Genomic DNA, 22,958 nt, shown 5'->3' on the forward strand with positions numbered 1-22,958 from the left:
ATCATCCGTTTCACAAACACCTCTGGAGTGTCCGATGAACAATGAAGCGTTGATCCAGAGCATCAAGACCCCAACGTTGACGGTTGCCTACGAAGAACACGGCCCTGCCACCGGCGATCCGATTATCCTCCTCCACGGCTTCCCTTACTCCCCACGCGGTTACGACGAAATCGCCCCGGCCCTCGCTGTTCGGGGCTACCGCGTTATCGTCCCGTACCTGCGCGGCTACGGCCCGACCCGTTTCAATAGCCCCAACACCCTGCGCTCCGGCCAGCAAGCCGCCCTCGCCCAGGATCTGCTGGACTTGATTGACGCGCTGGCCATCTCGAAGGCCACGCTCTGCGGCTACGACTGGGGCGGTCGGGCGGCGTGCATTGTGGCGGCGCTTTGGCCGGAACGGGTTCGCTGTCTGGTGACGGGCGACGGCTACAACCTGCAGAATATCCCCGGCTCCACGCAGCCACAGGCCCCGGAAACCGAGCATCGCCTCTGGTATCAGTATTACTTCCATACCCCACGCGGGGTCGAGGGTCTGACGAAAAATCGTCGGGACTTGTGCGAATTGCTCTGGAAACTATGGTCACCGACCTGGGCCAAAGGCCCTGAGCGCTTCCCGCTGAGCGCACCGGTCTTTGATAACCCGGATTTCGTCGAGGTGGTGATTCACTCGTACCGTCACCGCTTCATGTACACGCCAGGCGATCCAGCACTGGAGTGGATGGAAGAAGCGCTGACCCGGCAACCGCCGATCAGCGTCCCGACGATTTCCCTGTGTGGTGCCGACGATGGCGTCGGACCGGCGCCGGAGATCGACGAGGACATCGAGCACTTCACTGGATTTTATGAGCGGCGAGTGCTGGCGGGCATTGGCCACAACATTCCCGAAGAAGCGCCCGAAGCGACACTCAAGGCCATACTCGATCTGCTTCAGCGCTGACAGAAAACCGCTCGCGATACGCTTGCGGCGTCACGCCCATGGCCCGCAGGAAACTGCGTCGAAGCGTTTCTTCGCTGCCGAACCCGCACTGCACCGCCACCCGTTTGATCGGCAGACCGGTATCACTGAGCAAGCGTCGCGCCGTTTCGACCCGGATCAGCTCGATAGCCCGCGCCGGAGTCTGGCCGGTGTCGGCGCGATAATGGCGAACGAAGCTGCGCTCGCTCATGCCGGCCTGCAAGGCGAGTGTCGGGATACCAAGGTCCATGGTGAGATTTTCGCTGATCCAGGCATGAAGTTCGTCGAACCGGTTGCCTTCCTTTTGCAGGGACAACGTCACGCTGAACTGCGACTGACCGCCCGGGCGCTTGAGGAACACCACCAGTTGCCGAGCGACGTCCAGGGCCATGGTGCGACCGAGATCCTCTTCGACCATCGCCAATGAGAGGTCGATACCGGCCGTGACGCCGGCCGAGGTCCAGACCGGTCCGTCGTTGATAAAGATCGGGTTGGGTTCGACCCGCAACAGGGGATGCTTCTGCGCCAGTTGCTCGCAACGGGTCCAGTGAGTCACCACCCGCCGACCATCGAGCCAACCACTGGCCGCCAGTAAAAACGCCCCGGTGCACACCGATGACACCCGCCGACACGCCATCGCATGTTCACGCACCCAGGCCACCAGCGACTCATCTTCCGCCGCCGCGTAGACACCCCAGCCGCCGGCGATGATCAAGGTGTCGCTACCTTGCTCGGGCAACGGCTCGGCCAACAGCGCCAGCCCCGCCGACGACATCACCACCCCACCACCGCTGGCAATCACCGTCGGCGCATAGGGTGGCGGCAAACCTTGTTGACGGGCGATGTCGTTGGCCGAGGCAAACACCTGTAACGGCCCGGTGACATCAAGCAGCTGCACCTTGGCGAACGCGAGCACATGAATGGTTTTAGGCATGATTGGCGTAATTCGTGGGGTGATTGGCGTATGCGCCAGATCCTACGAGCCTAGAGTGAAGCCGTCCACCCACTTCATGAGAAAAACACCATGACGTTGCAGATCGGCTTTCTGTTGTTTCCACAGGTTCAACAACTGGACCTCACCGGCCCTTACGACGTGCTGGCCTCGCTGCCGGACGTGAAGGTGCATTTGATCTGGAAGGACCTGGTGCCGGTCACCGCAAGTACGGGGCTGGTGCTGAAGCCGACGACCACCTTCGACGATTGCCCGGCGCTGGACGTGATCTGCATTCCCGGGGGCAGCGGTGTCGGGCCGTTGATGGAGGATGAGCAGACATTGGCTTTCATCAAGGCCCAAGCGGCTAACGCACGTTACGTCACGTCGGTGTGCACCGGCGCGCTGGTGCTCGGCGCGGCCGGTCTGCTGAAGGGCAAACGCGCGACCACGCACTGGGCTTATCACGAATTGTTGGCACCTTTGGGAGCAATCCCTGTGAAGGATCGGGTGGTGCGCGACGGCAATCTGCTGACCGGTGGCGGGATTACCGCAGGGATCGATTTTGCCCTGACCCTGGCGGCTGAGTTGTTCGATAAGGACACGGCCGAGCTGGTGCAGTTGCAGCTGGAATACGCCCCGGCACCGCCGTTCCAGGCAGGCAGCCCTGAAACAGCGCCGCCGAGCGTATTGGCAGACGCGCATCGGCGTGCGGCGCCATCCCTGCAGCAAAGGGCGCAGATCACTGAGCGGGCGGCGGCCAGACTGTAGCCGTACTTTTCGACAGGCGAAAAAAAACCCGCCTAGGCGGGTTTCTCAAGACCATTTTCGACATCCTGTCGGCAGCCATCCTGGCCAATGGTCGATCATCCGTGATCCTGAGCACTCCCTGTGCTTCAGTTGATGAATCCAGAATAAGCGCAACGGCGAAGCATCAAAAGACGACATACCCGTTAGCCGGTGTAAGCCATTGACCATAAGAATCAAATTGTATGCGGACAATGTAGGAGCGAGCGCTGCGGCGATCCTACAGTTTTCAAAAGGCGAAAAAAAACCCGCCGAAGCGGGTTTTCCCAAGACCATATCGACTCCCTGTCGGCAGCGAATCCTTGCTAATGGTCGATCATCCGTGATCCTGAAGCACTCCCTGTGCTTCAGTTGATGAAGCTAGATTACGCTTCGGATCCAATGTGCAATAGACGACATAGCTACCATAGCGTGTAAGACATTCGCCATACCCGCCCTTCCGAAAACCCTTAGACGCGTCAGGCAACCAGCATGGAAGCCGCGAGTTCAGCGGCCTGCAGCTGACCTTGCGCCGCAAGTTCATCGTTATCCTCGAGAAACCAGGCCGCCGACAACCCGGCAAACGCCAACACCCATTGCACCAGCCGTTGACGTTCCAGCCCCGCTGCCTGGGCCACTACCTCGATTTGTTTTTTGAAGCGCTGCGGATCAGTCGCCGTCGGCAATTCGGGATTGCAGATCAGGTTGGCGTAGTCGAACCCGCGCTCGCCAATCACCCGCTTGGGATCGATAGCGAGCCAGTCTCGCGGGCCGAAATCCAGCACATTGTCGTGATGCATATCGCCGTGCAAAACCACCACATCCTGCGGCTCGGCGAGCAACGCTTCGGCGGTTTTCAGACTGAGCAAGTAAGCGCCGCCCTCCTTTTCGGCGGCCATGCGCAAGGAAGCGAACCATGACGACAACGGTACCAGCGGCGGTGGCGATGATGGACGCGGTGCGTGTAAACGAGCCAGCGCCGCGCACAGGATCCGACTGGCCTCGTCATCCTGGCCGTTGAGCGCCATGTGCATCAGCGAACGCTCACCCTCGGCACGTTCCAGCACCAACGCATCGCCATGATGAGCGTAAACCCGCGCGGCGCCCTCGCCGTCCCACCAGGTCATCAGCAGATTGCCAAACTTTTCCTCGGCATCGACAGCGACCTTCAACATGGCCGGCAAATCACCCATTCGTACCGGCAGCAAACGACTGCCGGGCGTGATGATCGGTTCGCCGTCCGGCACCAGGGCCCAGCGTTTCAACCAGTTTTCAAACATGCAGCCTTTACTCTCCCTGACGCTCGCGAGTCGTGGCGCTGGATTTCAGAAACTCTTCGATATTGCTCATCTGCTCATCCCAGCCACGGCTGTCCATGCGGAATGCCTTGAGCCTGCGCGTCTGCGGAATGTGATCAAAACCGGACTCGGTGACCTTCAGCAAAGTGCCTTCATCCATGTCTTCGAGTTCGAACTTCACCAGCGTGGTGGGCTCCTGCGAGTAATCGATATCGGGCTCGATCGCATACGGGTGCCAGCGAAACGAAAACACCCGCTCCGGCTCGACCCGCTCCACCAGCACATTCCACAGCAGGTGCTCATAACCCGGGTAAGTAATCTGCCCTTGCGTCCATTCACCGGCGACAAAGCGCTTGCCCTCCAGCGCCACGCCAAACCACTGCCCGAAGGCTTCGGCATTGGCCAGCACGCGCCACACGTGCGAGCGCGGTACTTTGAGCAGGATTTTCCTTTCGATGTGATCTGATGCTGGGTTCATAAGTCACCTCCTGTACTGAACAGTAGGCCTGTAAGACCACAAGACCAACCTTAAAGTTGTATCAATCGGGCTTCGCGATCAACCCGCCTGAAATATTCGGCTGCATTTGCAGCGGTAAGCTCTGGTTCGCAGACGAAAGCCTGGCAATGCAAGCAGACTATTGACGCAAGCAATCCACTTGGCAAAGGAGGTTGCGCCCGACTTTGTTATTGGTTAACCACCCTCTTCGCTACACTGCATCTCAACTTTTAACCCTCACAGCGAGCATCACTATGCACCCACGCGTCCTCCTGGCCCTGACGCCTTTGCTGTTCACCACCGTTGCCCACGCGGCGGACTGCGATAACGCCACCGACCAGGCCACGATGAACCAGTGTGCGGCGCAACAGAACAAGGCGGCGGACAAGGAGTTGAATGCGCTTTACCAGCAGATCACCCAGCGTTTGAAGAGCAACCCGGACAGCAAAAAGCTGCTGGTCGGGGCGCAGCGTTCGTGGATTGCGTTTCGGGATGCCGAGTGCAAGTTTTCGAGCGCCGGGGTGGAAGGCGGGAGTGTGTATCCGCTGATCTACAGCAACTGCGTGACTGAATTGACCAAGGCGCGGGTGGAGACTTTCAAGAATTATTTGAAGTGTCAGGAAGGGGATATGGGTTGCCCGGTGCCTGGGGCGTGATACTTCGGTGATGCTGAGGGCCTCTTCGCGGGCAAGCCTCGCTCCTGCGGTGGAATACATCGAAATACGGGTTTGCCCTAGATGGAGGCCACTCGAAAGCTTCCAGCACAACCAAGTATTCATGAGCCTGTGCTGTGAAGCCTTGAACGTTTAGACGTGAGGGTCGCCCGGTGCTTTGCTCGGCGTGGCGTATTGCGGCTTGAGATGGCCGTCTTGATCGAGTAACCAGGCGTCCATGATCTGCCGCACGACAGGGCCGGCGACGCGACCACCAGCCTCGCCATTTTCAATCATCACCGAGATGACGATCTTCGGGTGCTCGGCCGGGGCGAAACCGACGAACAAGGCATTGTCGCGGTTGCGTTCCAGGGTTTTCGCCCGGTTGTAGCGCTCGCCTTGCTTGATCGCGACGACTTGCGCGGTACCACTCTTGCCGGCAATGCGGTACTGAGCGCCTTGTGCGGCGGCTCGGGCAATCCCGCGGGCGTCGTGCATCACCATCTGCATGCCATGGTTGACCTGTTCCCAGTCACGCGGATCCTTGAGCAGGATGTTCGGCATTGGGTGCTCGTCCACCGGTGCTACGCCATCCACGGTCTTGGCCAGGCGCGGTCGGTTCCACACACCTTTATTGGCGATCAGCGCAGTGGCCTGGGCCAGCTGCAGCGGCGTGACCTGCATGTAACCCTGGCCGATGCCGAGGATGACCGTCTCGCCAGGGAACCATGCCTGACGGCGCGTGGCGCGCTTCCACGCTTGCGATGGCATCAGGCCGGCAGACTCTTCGAACATGTCCAGCGAGACTTTCTCGCCGAGGCCGAACATGGCCATGTAGTCGTGCAGGCGATCGATGCCCAGCTTGTGGGCCAGGTCATAGAAATAGGTGTCGTTGGAACGCATGATCGCCGCGTCCATGTCGACCCAGCCGTCGCCGCTGTGGTTCCAGTTGCGGTATTTGTGATCGAAGTCCGGGAGTTGGTAATAGCCCGGGTCGAAGACGCGCGTCTGAGGGGTGACGACGCCGGCATCGAGGCCGGCAATGGCCACCTCGGGCTTGATGGTCGAACCCGGCGCGTAAAGGCCGCGCAGGACGCGGTTGAACAGCGGCCGATCGATGGAGTCGTGCAGCGCCGCGTATTCCTTGAAGCTGATGCCGGTGACGAACAGGTTCGGGTCGAAGCTAGGCTTGCTGACCATTGCCAGCACTTCACCGGTCGACGGGTCGAGAGCTACCACCGAACCACGACGATCGCCCAAGGCTTGCTCGGCCGCTTCCTGAAGTTTGACGTCCAGGCTCAGGACAATGTTTTTACCGGGGATCGGATCGGTGTGTTTGACCACTCGCAGTACGCGGCCTTGGGCATTGGTTTCGACTTCTTCGTAACCCACCTGGCCATGCAACTGCGACTCGTAGAATTTTTCGATGCCGGTCTTGCCGATGGATTGGGTGCCGCGGTACTCCGCCGTGTCTAGGGCTTTGGATTCCTTTTCGTTGATACGGCCGACGTAGCCGATCGAATGCGCGAAGTGTGCGCCCAACGGGTAGTGACGAACGAATTGGGGTTCGACATCGATCCCCGGCAGACGGAACTCGTTGACCGCCAGAACCGCGATTTGCTGTTCACTGAGCTCGTAGAACAGCGTAACCGGCACAAACGGGTGGCGCGCCTGCTTCATGGCCTTGTCGAACAGTGTCCGGTCTTCGGCTGGCAAGTGCAGGAGGCTCACCACCTCATCCAGTTCTTCTTTGACATCGGAGGCGCGTTCGCGGGTGATGGTGAGGTTGAAGCTGGGACGGTTATCCGCGAGAACTACGCCGTTGCGGTCGTAGATCAGCCCGCGTGTCGGGGTGATCGGCAAGACATGGACGCGGTTGTTTTCGGAGATTGTCGAGTGATAGTTGTACTCGACCACTTGCAGGACATACATGCGCACCACAAGTGCGCAGGAAATAGCGGCGACGAACAAGGCGCAGGCGATCAGCCGCTTGTTGACCAAGCGCGTCTCTTTTTCGTGGTCCTTGATGGGTATCGGTTCGGGCATTTCTGTAGCAGCTCTATGACTATAAAAGGGGTGCCGATCCGTAGGCCTGAAAATCAATCCGTTAAAAAAACGAGCTGCACCATACCAAAATACTGTGCGGTCAATTTAGAGGGATTTTCTCGGATGGTTGTCCTTGAGGGCCAAAACGACAGTCGGCTTTTTCTTTGACTCGTGCGTTTTGTTCAAGATTGTTATTCCGGTTCAAGCATTTTTCTTGCAGATGGGCCTGTTGATACTAGGTGCATGTCATTCCATCTTATTGTTTGGGAGTCTTTTCATGCATCCACGATTTCAACGATTACTCGACTCGAATGGATTTTCCATCGGACTGGAACTGCCGCTGGATAACGATTGGTCCAGTGATGGACAGCGCCTGCGGATTGCTCAGGATCGGCCTTTTGGTGTCCCCGATTTGAAGCAGCACGCGGCGTTGGCGCGCCTGGCTGACAACGCCGGTTTTCGTGCACTTTGGGTGCGTGATGTGCCGGTTTATGACCCCAACTTTGGCGATACCGCACAGGTCTTCGAGGCCTTTTCTTACCTTGGGTATTTGGCCGGGATTACTGAGAACATCATGCTCGGTACGGCGGCGGTTGTGCTGCCATTGCGTCAGCCTTGGCTAACGCTCAAGGCCGCCAACAGTGTTGATGAACTGAGTGACGGGCGTCTGCTCCTTGGAGTGGCCAGTGGTGACCGGCCGATGGAGTATCCGTTGTTTGGGGTGGATTACGATCAGCGCGGGGAGATCTTCCGCGATACGGTTGAGTTGATCCGCAGCCAGGGTGAAGGTCATTTGCCTGAAGGCGCTCGCCTGTTGCCGGAGCGAGATCAGCCTATGCCACTGCTGGTTGCAGGTCTTGGTCAACAATCACCGGCCTGGATTGGTGAGCACATGGATGGATGGCTCGCCTACCCTGGTACGCCGGACGAGCATCGGCGCCGAGTGGGATTGTGGCGGGAAGTTGGAGGCGAAAAGCCCTATATCAGCTTCGTACACCTAGACTTGGCCGCTAATCCTCATGCCCCTATGCGACGTGTGCGCTTCGGTGGAAGCTGTGGACGGTTGGCATTGATTGATGAGCTTCAAGCGCTGCGCGACGCGGGTGTTCAGCATGTCGGCTTGCACATGCGTCGTAGCGAACGCCCTGTGGCAGAGGTTATTGAAGAGATCGCTGAGTACGTTCTGCCGAAGTTTCACTAACGATGCTGCTGAAACCTGGGATAGCCAGCCGTCGGGCTATCCTTTTTTTGTCACACCACTTTCCTGCGGGCAAAACAAAACCCCTACCTGCATACGCAGATAGGGGTTTCGGAATTTAATCTTGACGATGACCTACTCTCACATGGGGAAACCCCACACTACCATCGGCGATGCATCGTTTCACTGCTGAGTTCGGGATGGGATCAGGTGGTTCCAATGCTCTATGGTCGTCAAGAAATTCGGTAGCCAGGTCGTTCTCCTTACGGATTACGCTCCAGCGAATGGGTATGTGATAGATCTCGGTGTTTTGTGAGTTTTTCGAACTTTCGGTTCGTTTCGTCTTCACACACCGCAATCTGGTGCTCTTTCGCTTTTCAGCTCAAAGCTTGCAAATTGCTTGGGTGTTATATGGTCAAGCCTCACGGGCAATTAGTATTGGTTAGCTCAACGCCTCACAGCGCTTACACACCCAACCTATCAACGTCGTAGTCTTCGACGGCCCTTCAGGGGACTCAAGGTCCCAGTGAGATCTCATCTTGAGGCTAGTTTCCCGCTTAGATGCTTTCAGCGGTTATCTATTCCGAACATAGCTACCCGGCAATGCCACTGGCGTGACAACCGGAACACCAGAGGTTCGTCCACTCCGGTCCTCTCGTACTAGGAGCAGCCCCTCTCAAATCTCAAACGTCCACGGCAGATAGGGACCGAACTGTCTCACGACGTTCTAAACCCAGCTCGCGTACCACTTTAAATGGCGAACAGCCATACCCTTGGGACCGGCTTCAGCCCCAGGATGTGATGAGCCGACATCGAGGTGCCAAACACCGCCGTCGATATGAACTCTTGGGCGGTATCAGCCTGTTATCCCCGGAGTACCTTTTATCCGTTGAGCGATGGCCCTTCCATACAGAACCACCGGATCACTAAGACCTACTTTCGTACCTGCTCGACGTGTCTGTCTCGCAGTCAAGCGCGCTTTTGCCTTTATACTCTACGACCGATTTCCGACCGGTCTGAGCGCACCTTCGTACTCCTCCGTTACTCTTTAGGAGGAGACCGCCCCAGTCAAACTACCCACCATACACTGTCCTCGATCCGGATAACGGACCTGAGTTAGAACCTCAAAGTTGCCAGGGTGGTATTTCAAGGTTGGCTCCACGCGAACTGGCGTCCACGCTTCAAAGCCTCCCACCTATCCTACACAAGCAAATTCAAAGTCCAGTGCAAAGCTATAGTAAAGGTTCACGGGGTCTTTCCGTCTAGCCGCGGATACACTGCATCTTCACAGCGATTTCAATTTCACTGAGTCTCGGGTGGAGACAGCGCCGCCATCGTTACGCCATTCGTGCAGGTCGGAACTTACCCGACAAGGAATTTCGCTACCTTAGGACCGTTATAGTTACGGCCGCCGTTTACCGGGGCTTCGATCAAGAGCTTCGCGTTAGCTAACCCCATCAATTAACCTTCCGGCACCGGGCAGGCGTCACACCCTATACGTCCACTTTCGTGTTTGCAGAGTGCTGTGTTTTTAATAAACAGTCGCAGCGGCCTGGTATCTTCGACCGGCATGAGCTTACGGAGCAAGTCCTTCACCCTCACCGGCGCACCTTCTCCCGAAGTTACGGTGCCATTTTGCCTAGTTCCTTCACCCGAGTTCTCTCAAGCGCCTTGGTATTCTCTACCCAACCACCTGTGTCGGTTTGGGGTACGGTTCCTGGTTACCTGAAGCTTAGAAGCTTTTCTTGGAAGCATGGCATCAACCACTTCGTGTTCTAAAAGAACACTCGTCATCAGCTCTCGGCCTTAGAATCCCGGATTTACCTAAGATTCCAGCCTACCACCTTAAACTTGGACAACCAACGCCAAGCTGGCCTAGCCTTCTCCGTCCCTCCATCGCAATAACCAGAAGTACAGGAATATTAACCTGTTTTCCATCGACTACGCTTTTCAGCCTCGCCTTAGGGACCGACTAACCCTGCGTCGATTAACGTTGCGCAGGAAACCTTGGTCTTTCGGCGTGGGTGTTTTTCACACCCATTGTCGTTACTCATGTCAGCATTCGCACTTCTGATACCTCCAGCAAGCTTCTCAACTCACCTTCACAGGCTTACAGAACGCTCCTCTACCGCATCACCTAAGTGATACCCGTAGCTTCGGTGTATGGTTTGAGCCCCGTTACATCTTCCGCGCAGGCCGACTCGACTAGTGAGCTATTACGCTTTCTTTAAAGGGTGGCTGCTTCTAAGCCAACCTCCTAGCTGTCTAAGCCTTCCCACATCGTTTCCCACTTAACCATAACTTTGGGACCTTAGCTGACGGTCTGGGTTGTTTCCCTTTTCACGACGGACGTTAGCACCCGCCGTGTGTCTCCCATGCTCGGCACTTGTAGGTATTCGGAGTTTGCATCGGTTTGGTAAGTCGGGATGACCCCCTAGCCGAAACAGTGCTCTACCCCCTACAGTGATACATGAGGCGCTACCTAAATAGCTTTCGAGGAGAACCAGCTATCTCCGAGCTTGATTAGCCTTTCACTCCGATCCACAGGTCATCCGCTAACTTTTCAACGGTAGTCGGTTCGGTCCTCCAGTTAGTGTTACCCAACCTTCAACCTGCCCATGGATAGATCGCCCGGTTTCGGGTCTATTCCCAGCGACTAGACGCCCTATTAAGACTCGCTTTCGCTACGCCTCCCCTATTCGGTTAAGCTCGCCACTGAAAATAAGTCGCTGACCCATTATACAAAAGGTACGCAGTCACCCAACAAAGTGGGCTCCCACTGCTTGTACGCATACGGTTTCAGGATCTATTTCACTCCCCTCTCCGGGGTTCTTTTCGCCTTTCCCTCACGGTACTAGTTCACTATCGGTCAGTCAGTAGTATTTAGCCTTGGAGGATGGTCCCCCCATATTCAGACAAAGTTTCTCGTGCTCCGTCCTACTCGATTTCATGACTAAGAGATTTTCGCGTACAGGGCTATCACCCACTATGGCCGCACTTTCCAGAGCGTTCCGCTAATCTCAAAGCCACTTAAGGGCTAGTCCCCGTTCGCTCGCCACTACTAAGGGAATCTCGGTTGATTTCTTTTCCTCAGGGTACTTAGATGTTTCAGTTCCCCTGGTTCGCCTCTTAAGCCTATGTATTCAGCTTAAGATAACCATCTTATGATGGCTGGGTTCCCCCATTCAGACATCTCCGGATCAAAGTCTGTTTGCCGACTCCCCGAAGCTTTTCGCAGGCTACCACGTCTTTCATCGCCTCTGACTGCCAAGGCATCCACCGTATGCGCTTCTTCACTTGACCATATAACCCCAAGCAATCTGGTTATACTGTGAAGACGACATTCGCCGAAAATTCGATAATACTCAGTTAAGAGCAACTCACAAATTTTACCTTAGCCTGATCCGTTACCAGTGAAAGTAACGTTCAGTCTATCTTTCTATCACATACCCAAATTTTTAAAGAACGATCTAGCCAAAGACTAGAAATCAACATTCACCATCATCACAATGGAATGCTCATTTCTAAGCTTTCAACAAACAGAAGCAGTAGTGGTGGAGCCAAACGGGATCGAACCGTTGACCTCCTGCGTGCAAGGCAGGCGCTCTCCCAGCTGAGCTATGGCCCCGTATTTCTACAGGTTCCCACACAAAATTGGTGGGTCTGGGCAGATTCGAACTGCCGACCTCACCCTTATCAGGGGTGCGCTCTAACCAACTGAGCTACAGACCCAATTTCGGGCTGCTTCTTATCGTCTTCTTCAATGAATCAAGCAATTCGTGTGGGAACTTATGGAGCAGCTGATGTCGTCGATTAAGGAGGTGATCCAGCCGCAGGTTCCCCTACGGCTACCTTGTTACGACTTCACCCCAGTCATGAATCACACCGTGGTAACCGTCCTCCCGAAGGTTAGACTAGCTACTTCTGGTGCAACCCACTCCCATGGTGTGACGGGCGGTGTGTACAAGGCCCGGGAACGTATTCACCGCGACATTCTGATTCGCGATTACTAGCGATTCCGACTTCACGCAGTCGAGTTGCAGACTGCGATCCGGACTACGATCGGTTTTCTGGGATTAGCTCCACCTCGCGGCTTGGCAACCCTCTGTACCGACCATTGTAGCACGTGTGTAGCCCAGGCCGTAAGGGCCATGATGACTTGACGTCATCCCCACCTTCCTCCGGTTTGTCACCGGCAGTCTCCTTAGAGTGCCCACCATTACGTGCTGGTAACTAAGGACAAGGGTTGCGCTCGTTACGGGACTTAACCCAACATCTCACGACACGAGCTGACGACAGCCATGCAGCACCTGTCTCAATGTTCCCGAAGGCACCAATCCATCTCTGGAAAGTTCATTGGATGTCAAGGCCTGGTAAGGTTCTTCGCGTTGCTTCGAATTAAACCACATGCTCCACCGCTTGTGCGGGCCCCCGTCAATTCATTTGAGTTTTAACCTTGCGGCCGTACTCCCCAGGCGGTCAACTTAATGCGTTAGCTGCGCCACTAAGAGCTCAAGGCTCCCAACGGCTAGTTGACATCGTTTACGGCGTGGACTACCAGGGTATCTAATCCTGTTTGCTCCCCACGCTTTCGCACCTCAGTGTCAGTATCAGTCCAGGTGGTCGCCTTCGCCACTGGTGTTCCTTCCTATATCTACGCATTTCACCGCTACACAGGAAATTCCACCACCCTCTACCATACTCTAGCTTGTCAGTTTTGAATGCAGTTCCCAGGTTGAGCCCGGGGATTTCACATCCAACTTAACAAACCACCTACGCGCGCTTTACGCCCAGTAATTCCGATTAACGCTTGCACCCTCTGTATTACCGCGGCTGCTGGCACAGAGTTAGCCGGTGCTTATTCTGTCGGTAACGTCAAAACACTTACGTATTAGGTAAATGCCCTTCCTCCCAACTTAAAGTGCTTTACAATCCGAAGACCTTCTTCACACACGCGGCATGGCTGGATCAGGCTTTCGCCCATTGTCCAATATTCCCCACTGCTGCCTCCCGTAGGAGTCTGGACCGTGTCTCAGTTCCAGTGTGACTGATCATCCTCTCAGACCAGTTACGGATCGTCGCCTTGGTGAGCCATTACCTCACCAACTAGCTAATCCGACCTAGGCTCATCTGATAGCGCAAGGCCCGAAGGTCCCCTGCTTTCTCCCGTAGGACGTATGCGGTATTAGCGTCCGTTTCCGAGCGTTATCCCCCACTACCAGGCAGATTCCTAGGCATTACTCACCCGTCCGCCGCTCGCCACCAGGTACAAGTACCCGTGCTGCCGCTCGACTTGCATGTGTTAGGCCTGCCACCAGCGTTCAATCTGAGCCATGATCAAACTCTTCAGTTCAAACATCTTTGGGTTTTTAAGAAACCCTAAACTTGGCTCAGCAATCGTTGGTTACATCTTTGATTTCTCGCGGAGTAACTTGTGATGCTGATAATCTTGCTGACTATCAGTCTGACTCCACAAGCACCCACACGAATTGCTTGATTCAGTTGTTAAAGAGCGGTTGGTTAAGATCTTTCGTCTCAACCGAGGCGCGCATTCTACAGCAGCCTCTGTTGCTGTCAAGCGGTTATTTTCAGAAGTTTTCAAAGTTTCCTTTGCAACTTCAACCACTTGCGCTTCCGATCTCTCGTTAGCGGGAGGCGAATTCTACAGCGTTACTCGCTGCTGTCAACACCTCTTTTTCTCCGCTTTCGACCGAGAAGATCGAATCGTCAATCAAGCTAAACAACCCTGCCTGACCAACTCCTTCTGGGCTTCGATGACCTGAAGCAACTCGCTGCCGAAAACTGCGTAACTCTTTGTTTTCCAAGGAGTTTTCCGTTTCGACTGCGCCGGAAGTGGGGCGAATTATAGACTTCCAGAATCTGCCGTCAACACCTAATTCGGCTTTTCTATCAGGATGTCCAAAATCGTTGCTTATATATAGACGCAACCCTCACGAATGCGCAGTATATTGCCCAATACACAGAACAACACTCTCGCTTCCCACTTCGGACGATGCCACGTTATGAATGACCATCCCCGCAGCCTCGCCTCGACCCTGTTCTCGGTGGGCCTGCTATTAATAGCCATGGCGTCGATCCAGTCCGGAGCCTCATTGGCCAAAAGCATGTTCCCGATTATTGGCGCCCAGGGGACCACTACCCTGCGGCTGCTCTTCGCCAGCGTGATCATGCTGATCCTGTTACGCCCGTGGCGAGCGAAGCTCACCGCAAAGTCCCTGCGTACCGTCATCGTCTACGGGATGGCTCTGGGCGGTATGAACTTCCTCTTCTATATGTCTTTGCGCACCGTTCCCCTGGGTATTGCCGTAGCCTTGGAGTTCACCGGACCACTGGCGGTGGCTATCTATGCCTCACGCCGCGCGATCGACTTTTTGTGGATAGCCCTGGCAGCTATCGGCTTGCTTCTATTGATACCGACGGGAGCAGCGACTACGGGAATAGACCTGGAAGGTGCCGGTTATGCCTTGGGTGCGGGTGTGTGCTGGGCGCTGTACATCCTGTTCGGCCAGAAGGCCGGCGCCGACAATGGTGTGCAGACTGCAGCACTGGGAGTGATGATTGCCGCACTGTTCGTCGCCCCTATCGGCATCGTCCATGCCGGTGCCGCCCTGCTGACTCCATCACTGATCCCCGTAGCCATCGGAGTCGCTCTTCTTTCCACCGCCCTGCCCTACACGCTGGAGATGGTCGCGCTCACCCGAATGCCAGCCCGGACCTTCGGCACATTGATGAGCATTGAACCGGCTATTGGTGCGCTGTCTGGCCTGCTGTTTCTCCACGAGTACCTCACGCTGTCACAGTGGATGGCGATCATGTGCATCATTCTGGCTTCCGTGGGGGCGACCATGACCATGGGAAGTGCTGCCAAGCCTGCGGTCGCGGCGGATTGATAGAGGATTTGACGCAAGTCTGGTATTTACCGCTCAATTAGGCCATGTTTAGGCCCGCAACCCAGTGACAACCATGGATTTTTCAAGATAGGGATATCAGAACGCTTCAAGCGAAAGCGAATGCAGCCACACCCGGGCACGAGATCCGGGAACGCTATAAGGACAGTAATGAAACGAATTTTGCTACTGATCGCCGTACTCGCAATTGCGGGCTGCGCGGCGACATCGAAAACACAAGTCAAACATGGCAAGAAAGGGCTGCATATCAACTGTTCAGGGCTTTCGTCGTCCTGGGACAAGTGCTACACCAGCGCCGCCAACTCGTGCGCGCCCAAGGGTTACAAGGTCATCGCCAAATCGGGGGATACCGTGGAAGAGCCAGGTGATTATCCATTTGGTCTCAACCCTGCCGGTTATACCAGCCGAAGCATGATCGTCATCTGCAAATAGATTGATGCCGCCCGGCAATCTGGCGGCCAATCTCATCGTAACTGGACTTCAGCACGGTGCGTTGAATGTCGGGAGTGGCCAGCATACGCGCCACTACCAAAGCACCGATGCATTGCGACAGAATCGCCCAGGCCAGGCTGTCGCTTTCCAGAATCCTCGCCCAACTCTCCTGCAGCCGGCAAATCCAGACTTCGGCCTCTTGGCGAATAGCGATATCTGAACGAGCAATTTCGGCCCCCAATACCGGTAATGCACAACCGGACTCCGGGTGCTCGACATGGGCCATGCTCAGATAATGCTTCAGGCAACGCTCGAGCCTGTCGCAATCCTGATCAGCACCCAATCGCTCCAGGCTCTGGCACAACTCGCGTTCGACGATCGAAGCGAACAGTTCGTCCTTCGACGAAAAGTGACTGTAGAAAGCAGCGCCACTCAATCCGATCGCCTTCATCAGCCCGTCGACGCCTACCGTGGAAAAACCGGACCTTTTGGCCGACACCGCGCTGCTTGTCAGCAGTTTCTCTCTTGTTTCCAGCTTGTGATTAGCCGAGTAACGCATTGCCTTGCCCTCAGGATTGACCGACTTGACGCATGCCAAATCCTAGCATAACGTTCGTTCAGTTAACGATCGTTCATCAAAGGGATCCACCCATGAATAATAAAAAGGTCGTACTGGTTGTCGGCGCCGGTGATGCAACCGGCGGCGCGATTGCCAAGCGTTTTGCACAGGAAGGTTTCATTGCCTGCGTCACTCGCCGCAGCGCGGACAAACTTCAACCCTTGGTTGATGCAATCAAGGCCAATGGCGATGACGCCCACGGATTTGCCTGTGATGCACGCAAGGAAGAGGACGTGATTGCGCTGGTCGAGCAGATTGAGACCGAGATCGGCCCCATCGAAGCGTTTGTTTTCAACATCGGCGCCAATGTGCCGTGCAGCATTCTCGAAGAAACTGCCCGCAAGTATTTCAAGATCTGGGAAATGGCCTGTTTCTCGGGTTTTCTCAATGCCCGTGAAGTGGCCAAGCGGATGGCCAAGCGCCAACGCGGCACGATTCTGTTCACCGGTGCCACCGCTGGCTTGCGCGGTGCGGCAGGATTTGCAGCCTTCGCCGGCGCCAAGCACGGGATTCGCGCACTGGCTCAAAGCATGGCCCGCGAGCTGGGGCCGATGAATATTCACGTTGCCCATGTCGTCGTCGACGGCGCCATCGATACTGATTTCATCCGCAACAGTTTTCCGGAAAAGTACGCGACCAAGGACGAGGACGGCATCCTCAATCCCGAGCACATCGCCGAGAACTATTGGTACTTGCACAGCCAGCCCCGAGACGCGTGGACTTTCGAGCTGGATCTGCGCCCCTGGAACGAACGCTGGTAAGCCCTCCTCCCCGACAACAATAAGCAGAGCGCACCGACCATGAACAAAACCGTGGAATTCTTTTTCGATCTTGGCAGCCCCGCCACCTACCTGGCATATACCCAATTGCCGAAGATCTGTGAGCAGACCGACAGCCAACTGGTCTACAAACCGATGCTACTGGGTGGGGTCTTCAAGGCCACCGGCAACGCTTCACCGGCAACCATCCCGGCCAAAGGTCGCTACATGTTTCAGGACCTGGACCGCTACGCCAAACGATACGGCGTGCCACTGACGTTCAACCCCCACTTCCCTATCAATACCCTGATGCTGATGCGCGCCGTCACCGGCATGCAATTGCGTCATCCCGGACGCTTCCACGCGTTTATCGATTGCCTGTTCAACGCACTCTGGGTCGAGGGTCGCAGCCTCGATGACCCGGCGACCGTTGCCGCCGTGCTGACGCAAAACGGTTTCGATCCGAGCGAAGTACTGGCCCTCACCGCCGATGAGGAAGTCAAAGCCGCTCTCAAGGACAATACCGAGCAAGCGGTCCAACGCGGTGTGTTCGGCGCACCGAGCATGTTTATCGGCGATCAGATGTTCTTCGGTCAGGATCGGCTGGACTTCGTCCTTGAGGCCCTGCGTTAAATCTCGATGACCAAACGACCTTGAGCCGCTCCAGCAGCGAGCAGTTCATGAGCGGCCTCGGCGGTTTGCAGTGTGAACTGCCGCGGGTCGAGCAACGGCTTCAACTTGCCGGCCTCAATCAACTGCGCGGCTTCCCGAAGGATCTGCCCGTGATGCTCTCGCCCCTTGCCAGTCAACAAAGGTAACAAGGTAAACACCCCGGAGTAGGTCGCGGCCCGAAACGACAACGGCGCCAGACTGTGCTGCCCCCATGCGAGGCAGCTCACCACATGCCCCTCGTAGACCCGCGCGGCCTTGAAGGAAGCGTCCAGCGTTTCACCGCCCACCGTGTCATAGACAATATCGAACCCCTCTCCCCCCGTGTGCTCCGTCACATACTCTTCGACTGAAGATTTGCAGTAGTCGATAAACGTCGCACCGAAGCTTTCGATGATTGCCTGCTGACCCGCAGAGCCAGTGGCGAACACCTCAGCACCGAAAGCCCGGGCTATTTGCACAGCCACGTGCCCGACACCACCTGCACCGCCATGAATCAGCACCTTCTGACCTGCACGCACCCGAGCCCGGTCCACCAATCCCTCCCACGCCGTGATGAGTACCAAGGGCAACCCGGCGGCCTCACGCATACTCAGATTGTCCGGCTTGCGTGCCAGCAGACGCGCATCGACCACCGCGAACTGCGCAAGCGAACCTTGCGCACCGCCGACTCCGGTCGCCATCGCGTAGACCTCATCACCCGGCAGCCATCCGCTGACGCCCTCTCCCAACGCCTCAATCGTCCCGGCCAGATCCATGCCCAGCACCGCCGGCAATGGCTGACGCGCATGAGCCGCCTGACCCGAACGAATCTTTCCATCCAACGGGTTCACCCCGCTGGCTTTGATTCTGACCAACACCTGGCCCGACCCTGGCACAGGTCGAGGGATGGAAACCAAGCGTAACGGCCCGTTGGCCACATCAACAATCAGAGCACGCATTTCAAGTGAGTCAGTCATTTCGTAAATTCTCGTCAGAGGTGGCTGTAGGACCGATCCTCCTCCCCCTCACTCATGCCGATAAGACGCTGTATCGCTATAGTGACCATGCCCATTTGGCATCAATGAGAAACCCCATGGACAAACTCAATGCAATGGCCATCTTCGTCCGGGTCGTCGAACGTGGCTGCTTTTCTGCCGTAGCCCGGGAGATGCAGACCAGCCAGCCTACCATCAGCAAAGTGTTGAGGGCGCTGGAAACTGAACTGGGCGGTAAGCTGATTTCCCGCAGCACACGCCAACTCTCGCTGACTGACGAAGGTCAGCGGTACTACAGCGAATGCCGACAAATCCTGGCGGCCGTGGACGCGGCGGAACACAGTTTTCATTCAGGACGCGAAACCGTTGCCGGCAACCTGAAGATCGGTTCCTCGGTCAGTTTCGGGCGTTTGCAGATTGCACCGCGTCTTCCTGAGTTTCTGAAACAACACCCCCAGGTGCAGATAGACCTGCAGCTCAGTGACCAGAATCAGGACCTGGTCAGCGAAGGCCTCGACGTCACGTTCAGGATCGGTGAATTGACCGACAGCGGCCTCATCGCCCGCCGTATCGGCACCACCCACCGGGTGACCGTCGCAGCGCCGGACTACCTCAAGCAACACGGCCAGCCGCAAACACCAGAAGAACTGCGCGGACACAATTGCCTGCAATTCAACCTGCTGAACAGTCAGAACCTATGGGTTTACAAGAGCGGAGCCCAACGTCACGAAGTGCGAATCAAGGGCAATGCGCAAAGCAACAACTCCGAGGCGATTCGCGAGATGGTGCTGGGAGGACTGGGGATTGCGTTGTCGCCGGTGTGGTTGTTCAGCGAGGATCTGAACGCCGGGCGAGTGACTGCGATTTTGCAGGACTACACCGCGCAGTCGCTGCCCATTCATGCCATGTCCCCGGCGAATCGTCGCCAATCCGCCAGGGTCAAAACCTTTGTCGACTACATGAGGCAGGCGCTCGAAACAGCGCCTGAACTCCAACCGGTCAAATAGCCGCGGTGCGAGTGTTCAACCACTCAAGTGCCGCGCCATCCAGCAACGGGCTCAAGCGCTCGCGCACCTCGGCGTGGTAGGCGTTGAACCATTGCTTCTCGTCCAGGGTCAGCAGCGACGGTTCGAGGCAGCGGGTGTCGATCGGGCACAGGGTCAGGGTTTCGAATTTCAGGAATTCGCCGAACTCGCTCTTGCCCGCTTCGGTGTTCAACACCAGGTTCTCGATGCGCACACCCCAACGGCCCGGGCGATAAGTGCCCGGCTCGATCGACGTAATCATGCCCGGCTGCATCGCGGTTTGCGGGGCAGCGGCGGCCTGATAGGCGATGACCTGTGGGCCTTCGTGAACGTTGAGGAAGTAGCCGACGCCATGACCGGTGCCGTGTCCGTAATCAACGCTTTCAGCCCAGATCGGCGCGCGGGCAATCGAGTCGAGCAACGGCGAGAGAATGCCGCGAGGGAATTGCGCCCGGGACAGCGCGATGACGCCTTTGAGCACCCGCGTGCAATCGCGTTTCTGCTCATCCGTCGGCGTACCGACCGGCACCATCCGTGTAATGTCAGTGGTACCGCCCAGGTATTGACCACCGGAGTCGATCAGCAACAGACCGTCACCTTCGATCACCGCGTGCTCTTCTTCGGTAGCGTGGTAGTGCGGCATCGCGCCATTGGCGTTGAACGCGGCAATGGTGTTGAAGCTCAGCGACACATAACCCGGACGCCGGGTACGCGCAGCCGTCAGGTGTTCGTCAATGGTCAGTTCGGTGATGCGCTCACGACCCAACGCCGTGTCCAGCCAGGTGAAGAACTCGCACAGCGCCGCGCCGTCCTGCTCCATGGCCTGACGGATGTGCTCGGCATCGGCCAGGCTCTTCTGTGATTTGGCCAAAGTGGTCGGGTTCAGACCTTCGACCAGTTTCACGCCGCTGTTCAGGTTATCCAGTAAACCGGCCGTCACGCGCGCCGGATCGACTTGCAGGCTCGCACCGCTTGGCACAGCGCTCAAGGCGGCGGCCACTTCGCTGTAATCGCGCAACGTTACGCCGTCTTTTTCGAGGACCGCACGCAGTTCGGCATCGACCTTGCTCAGGGCCACGAACAGGGTGGCCTGTTCTTGACTGATCAGGGCGAAGGACACGAATACCGGGTTGAACGACACGTCGCCGCCACGCAGGTTGAACAGCCAGGCGATGTCATCAAGGGTCGCAATGAAGTGCCAGTCAGCACCACGATCTTTCAACACCTCACGCAACTTCGCGAGTTTTTCACCCCGGCTGACCGTCGCCTGTGGTGGCAAGTGCTGGTAGATCGACTCGTTCGGCAGCGTCGGACGGTCGCTCCAGACTTCGCTCAACAGGTCGATGTCAGTGCGCAGACGTGCGCCGCGTTCTTCGAGTTTGCCGCCCAGCGTCCGCGCCGATGCCACGGCCATCACCGCGCCATCCACCGCGACGACGCCGCCTTCAGGGGTTTGCTCGGCCAACCAGTCCAGCGGGCCAGGCTGGCCCGGTTGCAGCTTGACCAGCTCAATGCCACTGCCATTGAGTTCCTTGCTCGCTTGTTCCCAGTAACGGCTGTCGGCCCAGACGCCGGCAAAGTCCGGGGTCACGATCAGTGTTCCGACCGAACCGTGAAAGCCCGACAACCACTGCCGTCCTTGCCAATAGCCTGGCAGGTATTCCGACAAGTGCGGATCGGCCGACGGCACCAGCAGGGCATGAATGCCCTCCCGGCTCATCAGCTCGCGGGTTTGCGCCAAACGTTGGGGCACCGATCCATTGATCGAAGGCTGCGTACTCATCATGTCTCCTGCTAATCACTTCATCATTATTGTTGAGTGCCGATCAATGCCGACACTTTCAGGCCTTATTGCCAGAATGCCGGAGCATTGGCGCAGGCCGCTTTAATCAGTTGTGCCGCTTGGTCGACATCCTGTTCGGTGGTGAACCGGCCGAGGCTCAAGCGAATCGTGCGACCCGCCGAGCGGGCGTCATGTCCCAGGGCCAGCAGCACATGGGACGGTGCATTGCTGGCGGAGTTACAGGCCGAGGTCGCAGAAAACGCGATCGAGCTGCTCAGCGCCGCAGAATTGAACTCGCCTTCGTTGAAGGTCAGGCTCAGGGTATGAGGAATGCGTTGCGTCGGGCTGCCATTGAGCCGCACGCCGGGGATGCCCAGCAGTTGCTCGAGCAAGCGTTCGCGCAGCCGCACGATGGTGGCTTTTTCTTCGTCGAATCCGGCGGCCGCCAAGGCGAAGGCCACGCCCATCGCAGCGATCTGGTGTGTCGCCAGAGTCCCGGAACGCAAACCGCCCTCGTGACCGCCACCGTGAATCTGCGCCAGCAAACGCTGCTGCGCGCGCGGGCCGACGTACAGGGCGCCGATGCCTTTAGGGCCGTAGATCTTGTGCGCCGAAAACGACATCAGGTCCACCGGTAAGCGGGCAAGATCGATCGCCACTTTGCCCGCGCCCTGGGCGGCGTCGACATGGAACAGCGCATCACGATCACGCACCACCTGGCCGATGGCCGAGATGTCATTGACCGTGCCTAGTTCATTGTTGACCAGCATCAGCGACACCAGGAATGTGTCTTCGCGCATTGCCTCGCTGACCGCTTGCGGGGTAATCAGGCCCTCGGCGTCAGGCACCAGATAAGTCACGGCAACGCCGGCGTCCTGCAACTGCTTCGCCGTGTCGAGGATTGCCTTGTGTTCGATCTGGCTGGTGAGGATATGGCCGCCGGACACCCCGCGGGCCTGTGCCACGCCCTTGAGGGCAAGGTTGTTCGATTCGGTCGCGCCGGAGGTCCAGACGATCTGGTCCGCCTGAGCGCCGACCAGTTCGGCGACCTGGCGCCGCGCCTGCTCGACCGTTTGCCGGGCCTGCTGGCCGAAGGCATGGGAGCTGGACGCCGGGTTGCCAAAATTTCCGTTGAAACCCAGACACTCGACCATGACCTTGATGACCCGCTCATCCACCGGCGTGGTGGCGGCGTAGTCAAAATACAGAGGACGTTTATTCATAGAAAACTCGCAGAGCATGTTCCGGGATCAGGAGGCTCGTCACTGAACGCTCAAAGCGCAACCTTGTGAGTTGCGCCGACCGTTCGGAGCGTTAGAAATACCTGATCGGAGGCCGTTAAAGAAGAACAACTTCATTTAAAAGTGCGTAGGAACGCTCCTGAAGTCGAGCTTAACAGGCAT

18 protein-coding genes, 2 tRNA genes and 3 rRNA genes are annotated in these 22,958 nt (G+C 57.1%); 9 read left to right on the forward strand and 14 right to left on the reverse strand.

Going from position 1 to position 22,958, the window contains the following annotated elements:
* Positions 1–34: 34 nt before the first annotated feature.
* Positions 35–937 (forward strand): alpha/beta fold hydrolase, encoded by a 903-nt coding sequence (locus ACA068_RS19920; RefSeq protein WP_497304206.1) that lies wholly within the window; start codon positions 35–37, stop codon positions 935–937.
* Here the strand turns inward: ACA068_RS19920 and ACA068_RS19925 are convergent.
* A complete protein-coding gene (locus ACA068_RS19925; RefSeq protein ID WP_497304208.1) occupies positions 906–1,889 on the reverse strand; it encodes a GlxA family transcriptional regulator in 984 nt (327 codons plus the stop codon). The two genes, ACA068_RS19920 and ACA068_RS19925, sit on opposite strands and share 32 nt — an antisense overlap.
* Before the next feature lie 90 nt (positions 1,890–1,979).
* On the opposite strand from ACA068_RS19925, the gene inhA reads away from it, so the two are divergent.
* Complete coding sequence (gene inhA, locus ACA068_RS19930; protein WP_497304210.1) at positions 1,980–2,657, forward strand: isonitrile hydratase; 678 nt, start codon at positions 1,980–1,982, stop codon at positions 2,655–2,657.
* A gap of 494 nt (positions 2,658–3,151) precedes the next feature.
* On the opposite strand, the gene ACA068_RS19935 is transcribed toward inhA, so the two are convergent.
* Together ACA068_RS19935 and ACA068_RS19940 are read right to left on the reverse strand one after the other, a co-directional pair.
* On the reverse strand, positions 3,152–3,952 hold the full coding sequence (locus tag ACA068_RS19935; protein ID WP_497304212.1) for an aminoglycoside phosphotransferase family protein: 801 nt from the start codon (positions 3,950–3,952) through the stop codon (positions 3,152–3,154).
* Between the two features lie 7 nt (positions 3,953–3,959).
* Positions 3,960–4,448, reverse strand: a complete 489-nt coding sequence (locus ACA068_RS19940; RefSeq protein WP_497304214.1) for an SRPBCC family protein — start codon at positions 4,446–4,448, stop codon at positions 3,960–3,962.
* Positions 4,449–4,720: 272 nt separating this feature from the next.
* On the opposite strand from ACA068_RS19940, the gene ACA068_RS19945 reads away from it, so the two are divergent.
* The gene (locus tag ACA068_RS19945) at positions 4,721–5,122 is read left to right on the forward strand and encodes a lysozyme inhibitor LprI family protein (protein WP_497304216.1); all 402 of its coding nucleotides are present in this window, start codon (positions 4,721–4,723) and stop codon (positions 5,120–5,122) included.
* Positions 5,123–5,272: 150 nt separating this feature from the next.
* Here the strand turns inward: ACA068_RS19945 and mrdA are convergent, their stop codons facing one another.
* On the reverse strand, positions 5,273–7,165 hold the full coding sequence (mrdA, locus tag ACA068_RS19950; protein ID WP_497304218.1) for a penicillin-binding protein 2: 1,893 nt from the start codon (positions 7,163–7,165) through the stop codon (positions 5,273–5,275).
* A 277-nt stretch (positions 7,166–7,442) separates the two neighbouring features.
* Here mrdA and ACA068_RS19955 point away from each other — a divergent pair, with 277 nt between their 5' ends.
* Entirely contained in the window at positions 7,443–8,366 is a 924-nt protein-coding gene (locus tag ACA068_RS19955; RefSeq protein ID WP_497310632.1) for a TIGR03571 family LLM class oxidoreductase, read from the forward strand.
* A gap of 119 nt (positions 8,367–8,485) precedes the next feature.
* Here ACA068_RS19955 and rrf read toward each other — a convergent pair.
* The 6 genes from rrf to ACA068_RS19985 all read right to left on the reverse strand — a co-directional run bounded on the left by rrf (position 8,486) and on the right by ACA068_RS19985 (position 14,188).
* A 5S ribosomal RNA gene (gene rrf / locus ACA068_RS19960) occupies positions 8,486–8,601 on the reverse strand.
* Between the two features lie 173 nt (positions 8,602–8,774).
* Positions 8,775–11,666: ribosomal RNA gene (locus ACA068_RS19965) — 23S ribosomal RNA — on the reverse strand.
* Between the two features lie 249 nt (positions 11,667–11,915).
* Positions 11,916–11,991: transfer RNA gene (locus tag ACA068_RS19970), tRNA-Ala, on the reverse strand.
* Positions 11,992–12,018: 27 nt separating this feature from the next.
* Positions 12,019–12,095 (reverse strand) — tRNA-Ile (locus tag ACA068_RS19975).
* 82 nt (positions 12,096–12,177) lie between these two features.
* Positions 12,178–13,716 (reverse strand): 16S ribosomal RNA (locus ACA068_RS19980).
* The 16S, 23S and 5S rRNA genes sit together here with 2 tRNA genes alongside, the layout of an rRNA operon.
* A 292-nt stretch (positions 13,717–14,008) precedes the next feature.
* Positions 14,009–14,188, reverse strand: a complete 180-nt coding sequence (locus tag ACA068_RS19985) for a hypothetical protein (protein ID WP_497304220.1) — start codon at positions 14,186–14,188, stop codon at positions 14,009–14,011.
* A gap of 198 nt (positions 14,189–14,386) precedes the next feature.
* On the opposite strand from ACA068_RS19985, the gene rhtA reads away from it, so the two are divergent.
* Together rhtA and ACA068_RS19995 are read left to right on the forward strand one after the other, a co-directional pair.
* Positions 14,387–15,274 carry a threonine/homoserine exporter RhtA gene (rhtA, locus tag ACA068_RS19990; protein WP_497304222.1) on the forward strand — a complete coding sequence of 296 codons (888 nt, stop codon included), beginning with the start codon at positions 14,387–14,389 and terminating at the stop codon, positions 15,272–15,274.
* Between the two features lie 168 nt (positions 15,275–15,442).
* Positions 15,443–15,724, forward strand: coding sequence for a hypothetical protein (locus ACA068_RS19995; RefSeq protein WP_094468281.1), 282 nt, complete (start codon positions 15,443–15,445; stop codon positions 15,722–15,724).
* Here ACA068_RS19995 and ACA068_RS20000 read toward each other — a convergent pair.
* Positions 15,711–16,283, reverse strand: a complete 573-nt coding sequence (locus ACA068_RS20000; protein WP_497295070.1) for a TetR/AcrR family transcriptional regulator — start codon at positions 16,281–16,283, stop codon at positions 15,711–15,713. The genes ACA068_RS19995 and ACA068_RS20000 overlap by 14 nt on opposite strands.
* 92 nt (positions 16,284–16,375) lie before the next feature.
* Between ACA068_RS20000 and ACA068_RS20005 the strand changes: the two genes are divergently transcribed.
* Positions 16,376–17,104, forward strand: a complete 729-nt coding sequence (locus ACA068_RS20005; RefSeq protein ID WP_497304223.1) for an SDR family oxidoreductase — start codon at positions 16,376–16,378, stop codon at positions 17,102–17,104.
* Positions 17,105–17,143: 39 nt separating this feature from the next.
* Positions 17,144–17,734: a 2-hydroxychromene-2-carboxylate isomerase gene (locus ACA068_RS20010; RefSeq protein ID WP_497304224.1), complete on the forward strand. Its 591-nt coding sequence runs from the start codon at positions 17,144–17,146 to the stop codon at positions 17,732–17,734.
* On the opposite strand, the gene ACA068_RS20015 is transcribed toward ACA068_RS20010, so the two are convergent.
* Complete coding sequence (locus tag ACA068_RS20015) at positions 17,731–18,729, reverse strand: zinc-dependent alcohol dehydrogenase family protein (protein ID WP_497304226.1); 999 nt, start codon at positions 18,727–18,729, stop codon at positions 17,731–17,733. The genes ACA068_RS20010 and ACA068_RS20015 overlap by 4 nt on opposite strands.
* Positions 18,730–18,845: 116 nt before the next feature.
* Here ACA068_RS20015 and ACA068_RS20020 point away from each other — a divergent pair, with 116 nt between their 5' ends.
* Positions 18,846–19,754 carry a LysR family transcriptional regulator gene (locus ACA068_RS20020; protein ID WP_497304227.1) on the forward strand — a complete coding sequence of 303 codons (909 nt, stop codon included), beginning with the start codon at positions 18,846–18,848 and terminating at the stop codon, positions 19,752–19,754.
* On the opposite strand, the gene ACA068_RS20025 is transcribed toward ACA068_RS20020, so the two are convergent.
* Positions 19,747–21,555 (reverse strand): aminopeptidase P family protein, encoded by a 1,809-nt coding sequence (locus ACA068_RS20025; protein WP_497304229.1) that lies wholly within the window; start codon positions 21,553–21,555, stop codon positions 19,747–19,749. The genes ACA068_RS20020 and ACA068_RS20025 overlap by 8 nt on opposite strands.
* Positions 21,556–21,620: 65 nt before the next feature.
* Positions 21,621–22,778, reverse strand: a complete 1,158-nt coding sequence (locus tag ACA068_RS20030; RefSeq protein ID WP_497304231.1) for a cysteine desulfurase family protein — start codon at positions 22,776–22,778, stop codon at positions 21,621–21,623.
* Between the last annotated feature and the right edge of the window lie 180 nt (positions 22,779–22,958).

The organism is Pseudomonas sp. LBUM1660 (genome assembly GCF_059695935.1).

Excerpts from the sequence above, each read along its gene's own strand:
- ACA068_RS20020 (WP_497304227.1), top strand. The coding sequence starts at position 18,846 with ATGGACAAACTCAATGCAATGGCCATCTTCGTCCGGGTCGTCGAACGT.
- ACA068_RS19945 (WP_497304216.1), top strand. The coding sequence starts at position 4,721 with ATGCACCCACGCGTCCTCCTGGCCCTGACGCCTTTGCTGTTCACCACC.
- ACA068_RS19925 (WP_497304208.1), bottom strand. The coding sequence starts at position 1,889 with ATGCCTAAAACCATTCATGTGCTCGCGTTCGCCAAGGTGCAGCTGCTT.
- rhtA (WP_497304222.1), top strand. The coding sequence starts at position 14,387 with ATGAATGACCATCCCCGCAGCCTCGCCTCGACCCTGTTCTCGGTGGGC.
- inhA (WP_497304210.1), top strand. The coding sequence starts at position 1,980 with ATGACGTTGCAGATCGGCTTTCTGTTGTTTCCACAGGTTCAACAACTG.
- ACA068_RS19940 (WP_497304214.1), bottom strand. The coding sequence starts at position 4,448 with ATGAACCCAGCATCAGATCACATCGAAAGGAAAATCCTGCTCAAAGTA.
- ACA068_RS20000 (WP_497295070.1), bottom strand. The coding sequence starts at position 16,283 with ATGCGTTACTCGGCTAATCACAAGCTGGAAACAAGAGAGAAACTGCTG.
- ACA068_RS20010 (WP_497304224.1), top strand. The coding sequence starts at position 17,144 with ATGAACAAAACCGTGGAATTCTTTTTCGATCTTGGCAGCCCCGCCACC.
- ACA068_RS19935 (WP_497304212.1), bottom strand. The coding sequence starts at position 3,952 with ATGTTTGAAAACTGGTTGAAACGCTGGGCCCTGGTGCCGGACGGCGAA.
- mrdA (WP_497304218.1), bottom strand. The coding sequence starts at position 7,165 with ATGCCCGAACCGATACCCATCAAGGACCACGAAAAAGAGACGCGCTTG.
- ACA068_RS20005 (WP_497304223.1), top strand. The coding sequence starts at position 16,376 with ATGAATAATAAAAAGGTCGTACTGGTTGTCGGCGCCGGTGATGCAACC.
- ACA068_RS20025 (WP_497304229.1), bottom strand. The coding sequence starts at position 21,555 with ATGAGTACGCAGCCTTCGATCAATGGATCGGTGCCCCAACGTTTGGCG.
- ACA068_RS20030 (WP_497304231.1), bottom strand. The coding sequence starts at position 22,778 with ATGAATAAACGTCCTCTGTATTTTGACTACGCCGCCACCACGCCGGTG.
- ACA068_RS20015 (WP_497304226.1), bottom strand. The coding sequence starts at position 18,729 with ATGACTGACTCACTTGAAATGCGTGCTCTGATTGTTGATGTGGCCAAC.
- ACA068_RS19955 (WP_497310632.1), top strand. The coding sequence starts at position 7,443 with ATGCATCCACGATTTCAACGATTACTCGACTCGAATGGATTTTCCATC.
- ACA068_RS19920 (WP_497304206.1), top strand. The coding sequence starts at position 35 with ATGAACAATGAAGCGTTGATCCAGAGCATCAAGACCCCAACGTTGACG.
- ACA068_RS19995 (WP_094468281.1), top strand. The coding sequence starts at position 15,443 with ATGAAACGAATTTTGCTACTGATCGCCGTACTCGCAATTGCGGGCTGC.